Genomic DNA, 11504 nt, shown 5'->3' with positions numbered 1-11504 from the left:
ACTCTCCTTTTATATAGACTCAATGACTATCCAAAAAGTTACGATAATCAAGGGTTATAAAAATCGACAAAAATGCAAAAAGACGATCCGCGAAAAGAACGGACCGTCTTGCTTAGACAGATCTGAAAAAAATATTAAGCTTGTGCGTCAGCTTTCAGTTGCTCTGCTTTATCCGTACGTTCCCAAGGCAAATCGATGTCCGTACGGCCAAAATGACCATAAGCTGCCGTTTGCTTGTAGATCGGACGACGCAGGTCGAGCATTTTAATAATACCGGCTGGACGCAGGTCAAAGTTTTTACGAACGATTTCAACAAGCTTCTCTTCGCTTACTTTGCCTGTACCAAACGTATCGACAGAAATCGAAACCGGCTTCGCTACACCAATTGCGTAGGCAAGTTGAACTTCGCATTTGTCTGCAAGACCTGCAGCTACGATGTTTTTGGCAACGTAACGAGCCGCGTAAGCGCCGGAACGATCGACTTTCGTCGGATCTTTACCGGAGAATGCGCCGCCGCCATGACGAGCGTATCCGCCGTACGTATCAACGATGATTTTACGGCCAGTCAAACCAGCGTCACCTTGCGGTCCGCCGATAACGAAACGGCCAGTCGGATTGATAAAGTACTTGGTATTGTCGTCGATCAAAGCTGCCGGGACGATCGGCTTGATAACGTGTTCTTTAATGTCAGCTTGGATTTGCTCCAACGATATTTCTTCGGCATGCTGCGTAGAAACGACGATCGTATCGACGCGAACCGGTTTAGCTCCTTCGTACTCTACGGTCACTTGCGTTTTGCCATCTGGACGGAGGTAAGCAAGCGTACCGTTCTTACGAACTTCCGACAAGCGGCGTGCTAGTTGGTGGGACAGCGAAATCGGCAGCGGCATCAATTCAGGTGTCTCGTTAACCGCAAAGCCGAACATCATGCCCTGGTCACCTGCACCGATGGCTTCGATTTGATCATCCGTCATTTGGCCTTCACGGGCTTCAAGCGCCTTGTCAACGCCTTGTGCAATATCAGGCGACTGCTCGTTCAAGGAAACCAGCACGGCGCAAGTTTGGGAGTCAAAACCGTACTTCGCGCGAGTATAGCCGATATCTTTGATAGTTTGACGTGCAATGGATTGAATATCGACATATTCCGATTGGCTTGTAATTTCACCGATGACAAGAACCAGGCCGGTAGCTACGGAAACTTCGCAAGCTACGCGAGCATTCGGGTCATTCGCCAAAAATGCGTCAAGAACCGAGTCGGAAATTTGGTCACAAATTTTATCCGGATGCCCCTCAGTTACAGACTCCGAGGTAAACAAACGGCGGCCCACAGAATTGGACATGAAAACAACCTCCTACTGCTTTTATTATGGATAAAGGCTGAAGTCCACATACAAAAAATCAACCTTTTCCGGGTGGAAAAGGTTCCTTTAGCTGCTACCTTCTTATTGTATGTTACTGGATTTGTAGAAGGCTGTCAATAAAATATGATGAGATCGCGTAAAATTAACATTCCTGTTTATAATTGTTTTATTTGTTTACAAGCTCAACATCATTTCTTCAGCTTTTTTGATTAATCTTGCTGTAATCGTGCCGCCCACGGCACCCGCATCACGGGATGCTATGTGCCCCCAATAATCTTCTTTAATCGAAGCAGAAGGGATCGAACCAAGCTCGGTGGCAAACTCGACATTCGTGTTCGCCAGCTGTTTTCCAACCGGAAGTCCTAGCTCAGCGGCGATCTCGTATTTTAAAACATCCAGTGCTTTTCCGCTTTCCGGTACCACTTTCTTGTTGCTTTTCGACATCAGGGATACCTCCTCAAGTAGGATGTAATGCTATTATCCCCCCTGAGGCGAACCCCAAACGTATGAATGATTGGCGAAATGGGTAAAATTATGATGTAACTTTCGTTCCATCCGCATTAATAATCAAATAGCTACCGCGAACCATAACGTAAATTTCTTGCTTGTTCTTGGCATCAGGCTTAACACCACGGCCCTCTCGTGGAACGATAAGCAAGTGGTTAAGCTCAACCGTTGCTCCTGCAGCAATATCTTTACCAGAAGTAACGTCCGGAATTCCGTTATCGTCCGAGCTCACCGCTACAACTTTGCCGGTTCGGACAATGAATTCGGTGCCAGCACCGCCGTAAAGCGTTTGTCCTTGTTGGAGCTTGACGACGGTAAGTCCGGAATTGGGGACAGCCGGTTGTTGTGCGTTGCCGTTAGTACCGGAGCCTGTGGAAGGAGAAGTACCACTTCCAACTCCCTGCTTTGCCAGCTCAGCCGCGATGAGTTGCTTGATTTTTTCTTCATTTATGCTTTGCTTAGCGAATTCGTCCGCTACTTGTTTAGCGATGTTTTGCTCAAAGTAGCTTTTGGTGATGATGGGATCGTCTACAGAACCAGGCTGGGTTGATGTATTGTTAGAATCAGCATAGACGATGGTTGTGAAAAGAAGGATGAGCACCACAGTGACTAGAGTAATTTTTGATTTCATGAGTTCACCTGCTTTGGATATATGTATTTCGTGGGTCTTGATAAAAAAAGAAGACCCATAGGGGTCTTCTTTTTTTAATCCGTTAGGACTAGTTTACGACAACCGTAGTTGCAACGGACAGGCCGTTAGAGGTTGTAGCTGTGATTGTGAAGGTACCAGTACCTTTAATGTTCACTTGGAACGGGTTAGTAGCATCTACTTCAGCAATAGCCTTACCGCCAACTTGTGTAGCGTCGGTAATCGTGTATCTTACTGCAGTAAATCTGTCATACTTGTAGATGTAGCTATTTTTATACTCGTTGGCATAGTTATCTGTCACGGTAATGTCGCCCATCAGATCCCAAGCGTTTTTAGTGCCAGTGCCAGTGATTGTTTTGCTCGAGTCTTCGCGTTTGATAGTTTCCATTTTAATGGCGTCGCCTTTAACTGTAACAGCGCCATTTACAGAAGTTCTCTCGCCTTTAGCATTAGTGAAGTAAGCAGTTACGTTGGAAGTACCCGTTTTGTTACCAATGATGTATCCTTTGTTGTTCACTGGAGTTCTCTCAGTAGAGCGAAGTACAGAGTAGTTGTCTGTCGTTACTTCGAGAATTTTTGCAGGGTAAGCAACCAAGTTGCCAGATGTATCTCTAGCTTCCACTTTCACTTCTTTGGCAAGTTTGCTGTCTGCAAGCAGTGTTGCGCTATCTGCGTCTGTTTTATAAGTGCCGTCGTCGATTGTTTTGTACAGGTCACGAATCGTAGCTAAGCTGTATTTCAGATCTTCTTTGTTCGGATCGACAATAGTAACCTTCTTAGTTACATTCTGTACATTGGAATCGCTCAGTTGACCGTCAACAAATTTGCGGATTGCAAATTTCAGTTCAAAAGTGCCATATGCAGATCCATCTTTTGTTTTCAGTACGAGTTCTTTATCAGAGAATTCCTTCAGTTTACCGATACCACCTTTATCATTAAGATAGGTGGAAAGATCTTTATCATTGATTTGAACGTCAACCAACACGCCGTTTCTAGTAATTGTCGGATAAACGTCGTAAGTTACGGTTTTACCGTTGCTGTCAGTGAAAGAATCTAAGTTATCCTTAATAACTTCTTGATAGTTGTCTACCAATTGATATTTAGGTTTAACCTCAGCGCCTGCAACGGCTTTGTTGGCAGCTTCAGTAATTGTTTTGATTGTTACTGGGTAGCGCGGGTCAACCGTGCTGTAAGACTTGCTCTTATTGTTGTCTGAGCTAGCAAGTCCGTTGATGTAAACCCAAACCGAACCGCTGTTTTTGGAGTTTACTTTAGCGAAGTGAATTTTACCTTTGTTTTCACCGCTAAGTACAACTTGCTTGTTAATGGAATCCAACATAGATGCCGGAACATCTGTAGTTGTACCAAACTCAAGCGGACCATTAACCGAAATGTTGAAACGTTTGTCTTTAACGTTGTCAACAATCTCGTCCTGAGTCAATTTATTTCCAGCTGCGTCATAAGCAATCAACTCAAGGTAGATGTCTTTGTCGCCAACAGCAATATTTTGTTTGCTGAAGTTGCCAAATTCTACTTTAGTTGCAACTTTGCTTGCGCTAACTTTGATTGGTGCAGTTGCGCCAGAACCGCCACCCCATACTTGGAGTGTGTATTCGCCGCTGGATGTAATTTTCTTGTCGGATTTAACAAAGACGATAACTTCTTTGATGCCGTCGCCATCTTTGTCTTCGATCTTAGCATCCAAAGCGTCATCATACATGCCAGCCTTAGGAACAAGGTTCGGTTTCATATCTTGGATTTTGTACTTGTCGCTGCCGGAATCAACTGTGATTTCGCCGCCGTATTGATCGTATTGAGTCATTTTAACGGTAGCTTCATCACCGGAAGTATTAATTGCGTTCTTGTCATTGTTGTAAGTGATTTCGCCCAACTCAATTTTAGCGATATACGGATTTTCTCCGATTTTGAAGACTTTAGTGTTGGAGATCTCTCTGTAGTCGTTAGACCAGATGTTTACAGAGAACGTAGTGCTGTTTGTATAGACGTTTGGACCATCTGTGTTCAGCTCTACATACATTTTAGTGCCGTCGTTAGACTTTTTAACAGTTGCGTTGCTGTCCTGCAACGGAACGTTAACGGTATAGCTACCTGCGCTGAAGGAAGCCAATTGTCCGTATTGGTTCGTCGGCTTAACTTGGATGCGAACTTTTCTCGATTTAGCAACTGTCTCGTTAGCCGTTACAAAGTCGATTTTTGTCAATTTCTCGACTTCGCCTTTGAACTCGCCGGAAACTTTGTCAACTGCGGAAGCGTCCAAACCACCGAGAGTTACAGTGTACGTATCGTCAACGATTTTTGCGCCGTCTTTCAAAGTCAATGTAGCGACTTTTTTGTCGTCGGACCATTTAACGTTTTTATCTTTTGCTTCGTATTTCGTTTCAGCTGTTCCTTTTTTCAGAACGAAAGTAGCTTTGTCCGTGTCTACGTCTCTGTCCAGAGTTACTTGGACTTTGTTGTAGTCAACAGCTTTTACTTCTTTAACGGAAGCTTTAGCTGGTTTGTTGGTGTCGACGAACTGTTTCTTAGCTTCGTAGGAGCTCGTTACCAACAGGTCGCGAGTTGCTGCCGAAGTACCGCCGAACGCGCCGTCAGTGCCGTTGCCCAGCAATTTCAGTTCGAGTGCCAGTGCAACATAGCCTTTAGCCCAGTCGGAAACAGTTTTGTCGCTCACGCCGGTTTTGTTTTTACCTTCGGAGTCTTTACCCAGACCGCGGATCAAGAAAGTAGCGAGTTGCTCTTTCGTTACGTCGCCAGCAGGGTTGAATTGGCCAGGAGCGTAACCGTCCGTGATGCCAGCTGCTTTAACAGCTTCGATGTAAGGCAGAGCGTATCCGTTAGCCGGATCGTCGGATTTTACATCGGAGAAGCTGGAAGTTTTCAGGGAAGTGTCAACTTTCAAGTTGAAGATCAAAGCTGCTACTTTCGCGAATTGCGCACGGTTCATTTTGTCTTTCAGACCAAATGTACCTTCTTTAACGCCATCGAAAATGCCAGCGCCGATCATTTCGTCAAACTTTGCTTTCGTAGCTGCATCCAGATCTTTCAGATCTGTGAAATCAGCGGAAGATTTCTTAGCGTCTGCACCCAGTGCTACGGAAGAAAACATGGAGAATGCCATAGCCAGGGACAGGATTGCAGATAAACTTTTCTTCATAACCTTTTTTTCTCCTCCTCGAATATCTTTCAGTTGTTGAGAGTTCTGTGTAGAAAAATTATAGCTCGATTCCCTCATTAGCCGATTCACCCCCTTCCCAGAGTTGAGCAAAATGAGTTTTTATTGAAGATGTCTGCAATGTATAAATTGCAGAAACTAGTAAACCATTAGGAAGATTAAGGATAGAATCGCATGCCACCTAACATTATACACTGACATGCCAGCAAGGTAAAGAGCATATTTTGTGAAAATTATCCATGTTCACAGCTCTTTGTCTTGCTTTCTGTTTGTTTCAATGTATTAAACGCACGTTGTTTCGAAAAGTTGCGCTCTTTGAAAAAACTTTTTTTGGTTTTTTTTGAGACAACTTTGAAGCAAGTACATCAAGAGCGTCTATCAAATATGTATTGTATCGAGCGCCCACAAAAGGTAGTATACAACGATCCATTCGCATACGTCATCATTAATAATTTTCCAATATTGAGCGGAAACCACCTAATATTAGAGAACAAACCGCCAACCCACGGTTGACGGTTTGGTTAGTCATCTTATTTCGGGAATTTCTTTTGCTGCTTCAAGATGCGCTCCATGACGGCTGCAGCTTGAACACGCGTGAAGTTTTGAAGCGGATCGAAGCGGTACGTCTTCTTCTTCTGACCGGAAAGAAGAACGTTCTCGATGCCCTCGATGAATCCGGCTTTGGACACGGCTTCAACCGCCGGCAAAGCATAGATGTCGATATCTTTTGCGTCGGTAAATTGCTTTTGAAGCGTAGCAAGAGACTTATTGCTGTCCGAGTTCACTTTCAGCTCTGCCGCTCTCGCAATCATGACGGCCGCATCCTGGCGCGTAATGGCCTCGTCCGGCTTGAACCGGCCTCCGGCATTACCGCGTGCGATGCCGACCCGTGCCGCTGTCTCGATGTACTTATAATCGTACAACGGATTGGTGCTTGCAAACTTCTGTACGTCGCTGAACGTCAGGTTACCGGAGTACTGAAGCGGAAGATCAAATGCTTTTACAAGCAGCGTAGCAAACTCGCCTCGCGTGATCGATTCGTTCGGTACAAAGAGCGACTGCAGTTTATTCAGCATAAACCCTTTGGAGTAAAGCGTATCAAGCGTATCACGGCCCCACTCGTGGCTCGTAATATCGTTGAAGCTGTCGTACATGTACATAACTTGGAAATAACCGAAATGATCGATCGGAACCGTGATCGTGTTTTTCTTCGGATCGACCTCGCCACCGATGTTTTTCCACGCCAAGGTCGTCATGCCCCGGTAATCTTCGTAAATATCCATTTGATACACGGTGACATACTTCCAAGAATCCTGTCTGATCGAATCGTCATACTTCAGCGTCAGCTCGCCGCGCTTGGTCGGTACAAACGAGTTTTTCAGATCATTCTCGTTATTCTTCTGATAAAATCTTACGTTCGCGTTGTTTACGTCAATGTTATACGGGTCGCGTCCGGAGCCTGTAAGAGCTTCTTTCAGCTTATCCTTGTCCAAATAATCGTCTTGGCCCACAGCACCGGCGTTGATCCAGAACAACTTACTAGCCGGACGGAACTTACCTGTCGGCTCTTGCAGGAAGAACGATGCGCTGTAGTCAGTATTGTAGGCTTTGTTGACACGGCCGTCCTTCACGTTAGCAAGACCAAACAACAGCTTGCGGTCTGACGTCAAGTACTGGTTCGTAGCTGTTGGTTCGTTACGCATAAGCTTCGTGTTAGCCGGGAAGCTGAGCTCCAGCTCTCCCTCGAACAGCTTATATTTGTTTTGAAGCGGCATCAGCATTTGTGCACCTTCTACCGCCGTATTCACGTTATTCACCACAAAGCTGGCTTTGGAGCTTTCTTTGCCGCGGTTCACGGTAAAGCTAATTGTATTACGGCCTGCTTTCAAGTTCTCATAACGGTAATAAAAGTAAGGCTTGTTATCGGACGGATCAATCTTACTGAGCACATTGGCGTCTTTGCCGAAGCTTACGCTATCTGCGTTCTCAGCTTCCAACTTAATGTCCACGAAGTTGCCGTTGATCGTAGCCACGTCATCTTTGCCGCTCCTCACAAGAACCGGCTCGATAATACGGTAAGGTACCGGTTCACGAGAAATCGTGATGCTCCGTGTTTCGGTAATTCCCGTTTTGTTGGAAACCATAAATTCGAAGACGACATCCCCTGTAAAAGGAAGCGGAATGCTTGCTGTATTGATAGTCCCAGTCCCGACGCTATTCAGATAGTTTTGCTGGCCATTGGCCGGAGCAGCAGGATAATTCCATCCGTTCGCGCTATCCCGGGCATCGAAAGTAACGACCGGGTTGCCCAGAGCGTCTTTTTTGCGGACGGTCATTTTGATACTGTCTGCATTCACGAAGTTGCCCACGAAAGATACGCTGTTTGCATTCGTCGCGTATTTATCCGGCGTTTGCGCCTTGGTGAATTTCTCCAGCGGGCTTGGTAAGATGTCTCCTACAAATGCAGGAGTCGGCAGCGTAAACTTAAAGATCTCGTACTGTACTGTCGTTACAACTGCACCGTTCAAGCGCAGGTTGATTTTTACCGTGTTGCGTCCTTCGTTGAGCAAATCTTTGTTGTCGTTAGGCAGCCAACGGGCGTCGGCTTTGCTCACATCCAACATAAAAGTCGATTTGGCATTGGTATCGCGGAAATCTCCTGTAACCAGCTTGGTCGTATAACCGTTAACGGACACCTCGACATTGGCATACTCCGCTTCAGGCAAGTTCATGATTTTCGCCTGCAAGCAAGGCGTACCGCCTGTACCCGGAGTACAATAAGGCGTCTCCAATGCAGCGTTTTTGATGACCATATTGTTATAGAAGTTAACCGGAATAATATATGGCGTACTCGTAATAACTAACGGGAAGTCCAGCTTACCGTTGGTTACACCGCCTGGTATTACGGACATGATGGCTCTTCCATCACGAATACCGTTAACTTGCACTTTCCATTTTTGTTGGGTGCCATCAGGTCCAACATAAGTAGCGGCAATGCCAGTAGCGTCTCCACCGATATGAGCCTTAACGCTACCCGCCGGAGCTACACCGGTCGTATAAATATAGAACGTAGATGGCAGCTCGCTGATTTCGTTATCGCCATTTTGGTTGAGGGCCACTTCAACCGGTTGATTCGTTACCGGGTCCGTGCCAAGGTCCTTAGTTACTTTCGTTACATAAGGTGCAGCCGGATCAAAATAATTGAACGTGAACGTCTGCTGCGGCGCTTGTCCTACCAAACCGCTCCCCGTATAGAACGTCACGATAAGCGTCTGATTCCGATTCGTCGGAAGAGTCAGCGGAACAGAACCCAAGTCAAATACTTTATAAGCCGAGGTCGACTCTGCCGGGATTTCCACAAGCGGAGCCGGTGTGGTGCCCGAGAAGTATACCCGTTGGGTTGCCGGGCTGCCGCCTACTACGGTGATATCTGCATACACATACTGCGTAACCGTAGAAGAACCCGGGGCCAGATCGACCTTCATTTTACCCGTCAGGGTAGCCGTCGTTTGATTCAATTGTGGAAACGGATCGTTTACAAGCTTCTGCTTTCCAGAAGCGGTATCCAAAGCGCCGTCAAACAAAAACGGCTTGCCATTATTGAAAATGAACTTTTTAGTCGTGTTGTACGTATTCGTGTTGTTGCTGGCGACAATTTTAAAAATGTTGTCCCCGGCTTGCATGTTGAAATCGGTGTTCCGGTTCGGAATGAACGTAAAGTCGCCATTGTTGCTGCGGAACGCCGTGATCGGATTGGCTTGGCCGAGCAAGTAGCCTTGAACCGTCGTCGCGTTCGGCGATTTACCGGTAATCACATACGCCGTTTGCGTCGGGTCTTTCGGATACATCTGACCGTCATCGATCGGCACGTCGTTGAATTTCAAATCCGTAATATTCGTTGTCGGCGTAAACGTCAGGTAGGCAGGCTGGGAAGAGATCTTGGTGATGTCTCCCATCGTAAACGTAATTTTGTTCGTACCTGCGGACAGCTTGACGCTGTTGAAAGTCACTTCATAAGGGCCCGTCTTCATACCCTTGTTGGATTTGTTTTCCACCGGGCTTCCTGGGCTGGTGGTTACGTTCTCAATCTCATAATAAATAGAAGAGATCTGAGCATCGTCGATATTATCGATTTCGACGGAAATATTAACCGTCTCGCTGGTGACCGGAGTCGGGGTTGCCGCTGCCGTACTGTATCCTTTGACTTTCATCAGCGAACCGCCGGCAGCCATCGCGGAAAACGGTACGATCATCGACACCAGCAGGGCAACGATGACCGCAAAGCTGACGGCACGATTGGTAAGTCGTTTCAAGAGAAGAACCTCCTTATGTAATAAAAATGTAGGCAAATTAACGATTCAAAACAATCCGGTTAAAAAACAACCTCCCCCGCCTGAAACCGGCAAAGATTTGACATCATTCGCCAAAAAAATAGTTGTACTTTACATATCGGCCGAAAGTCATTGTTTTTTTAGGGAAATTTGCAAGAAGCGCAACAAAAAATCCCAAACCAATCAAGGTCTGGGATTATCAATGCTTATTCACGTGTTACAGGTGTCGCATTTGATGCTAAATCATCATTTCGACATCCGGGAACGGGTGCTGAGCTGCATCGTTTTAACACGAACTTTATTTAAAAAATGAAGCACCGGTTTTTTGGTTTTGCTGATGATGCCGATCGCTTCCGCGCCAAGTACCAGCACAAAGAGCAGAATCGCAATCAAAATCACGGCGCCCCATAACGCATCCTGCTCCGACATGAAGGAAAGCAGCACGGCGGACGAGCCGAAGAACACGGCAATACCGTATATAATAAGCACTGTTGTCCGATGGCTGAAGCCAAGCTGAAGCAGGCAGTGATGCAAGTGGCTTTTATCCGCGGCCGAGATCGGCAGGTTATTGACCCACCGGCGCATAATGGCGAAGAACGTATCGGACAACGGGACGCCTAAGATCATGATGGGTACCAGCAAGGATACGACGGTCGCCTGCTTAAATCCGAGCACGGACAGCGTAGCCAGACAAAACCCAAGGAACAACGCTCCCGAGTCGCCCATGAAAATTTTGGCCGGATGAAAATTGTAGAACAAAAATCCGGCGATAGAGCCGAGCAGTACGACACACAGCAATGCGACGGTAACGTTCCCCATCATCAGGGCCAACACCAGAATCGTCGTCGTCGCAATCCCCGACACCCCGGCGGACAAACCGTCCAAGCCGTCGATCAGGTTAATCGCGTTGGTCACCCCCACGATCCAGAAGATCGTCAGCGGAACGGCAAGCCATGTTAAAGAAACGGCCCCATCGCCGAAGGGCAGGTTGACCAAATCGATCACAGCCCCGGAATAGACTACTACACTGGCAGCCAAAATTTGACCAAGCAATTTGATTTTGGGTGACAGGTCAAACCGGTCGTCCAGGGCGCCGATCAATACGACAATCGCCCCGCCCACCAGCAGACCGAAAACAACGTCCGTTTTTAATGTATTTATAGCTGGAGAAACAACGAAATAAGCTGCGATGAATGCAATAAAAATAGCTAATCCGCCGAGTCGCGGCATGATCCGGCTATGTACTTTGCGATGATTCGGCGCATCTACGGCGCCAACCCAAAAAGCAAAGCGTTTTACCAGCGGTGTCATCAGCAATGCGATCAGTAAAGCAGCAACAAAGCCGATACCGTATAACAAGTTCATGTGTGTTTTCACAGCCCCTTTTTTCTATGACAAAACCCCAAACACTTCAAATTATACCTTGACGGCTTCTGAAATACCATCATGAATTTAGGCAATTT

6 protein-coding genes are annotated in these 11504 nt (G+C 46.5%); all 6 read right to left on the bottom strand.

What is annotated here, in order from left to right; all coding sequences use genetic code 11:
- Positions 1-134: 134 nt before the first annotated feature.
- Positions 135-1340 carry a methionine adenosyltransferase gene (gene metK / locus KQX66_RS18075; protein ID WP_253957241.1) on the bottom strand — a complete coding sequence of 402 codons (1206 nt, stop codon included), beginning with the start codon at positions 1338-1340 and terminating at the stop codon, positions 135-137.
- Positions 1341-1535: 195 nt separating this feature from the next.
- Positions 1536-1805, bottom strand: a complete 270-nt coding sequence (locus KQX66_RS18070) for an alpha/beta-type small acid-soluble spore protein (protein WP_216794184.1) — start codon at positions 1803-1805, stop codon at positions 1536-1538.
- Between the two features lie 88 nt (positions 1806-1893).
- Positions 1894-2499: a hypothetical protein gene (locus KQX66_RS18065; protein ID WP_216794182.1), complete on the bottom strand. Its 606-nt coding sequence runs from the start codon at positions 2497-2499 to the stop codon at positions 1894-1896.
- A gap of 88 nt (positions 2500-2587) precedes the next feature.
- The gene (locus tag KQX66_RS18060; protein ID WP_216794180.1) at positions 2588-5770 is read right to left on the bottom strand and encodes an S-layer homology domain-containing protein; all 3183 of its coding nucleotides are present in this window, start codon (positions 5768-5770) and stop codon (positions 2588-2590) included.
- A 470-nt stretch (positions 5771-6240) separates the two neighbouring features.
- Positions 6241-10023, bottom strand: coding sequence for an S-layer homology domain-containing protein (locus tag KQX66_RS18055; protein ID WP_216794179.1), 3783 nt, complete (start codon positions 10021-10023; stop codon positions 6241-6243).
- 264 nt (positions 10024-10287) lie between these two features.
- Positions 10288-11406, bottom strand: coding sequence for a glycosyltransferase family 4 protein (locus KQX66_RS18050; protein ID WP_216794178.1), 1119 nt, complete (start codon positions 11404-11406; stop codon positions 10288-10290).
- Positions 11407-11504: the final 98 nt, after the last annotated feature.

The sequence above is a fragment of the Paenibacillus oleatilyticus genome, assembly GCF_018998565.1.
GTDB lineage: Bacteria > Bacillota > Bacilli > Paenibacillales > NBRC-103111 > Paenibacillus_G > Paenibacillus_G oleatilyticus.
The sequence above is the reverse complement of the archived record's forward strand: the minus strand, read 5'-3'. Positions and strand labels throughout refer to the sequence as shown.

Bases quoted from the DNA above. Each gene is read 5' to 3' on its own strand.
- metK (WP_253957241.1), bottom strand. From the start codon at position 1,340: ATGTCCAATTCTGTGGGCCGCCGTTTGTTTACCTCGGAGTCTGTAACT.
- KQX66_RS18070 (WP_216794184.1), bottom strand. From the start codon at position 1,805: ATGTCGAAAAGCAACAAGAAAGTGGTACCGGAAAGCGGAAAAGCACTG.
- KQX66_RS18065 (WP_216794182.1), bottom strand. From the start codon at position 2,499: ATGAAATCAAAAATTACTCTAGTCACTGTGGTGCTCATCCTTCTTTTC.
- KQX66_RS18060 (WP_216794180.1), bottom strand. From the start codon at position 5,770: ATGAGGGAATCGAGCTATAATTTTTCTACACAGAACTCTCAACAACTG.
- KQX66_RS18050 (WP_216794178.1), bottom strand. From the start codon at position 11,406: ATGAACTTGTTATACGGTATCGGCTTTGTTGCTGCTTTACTGATCGCA.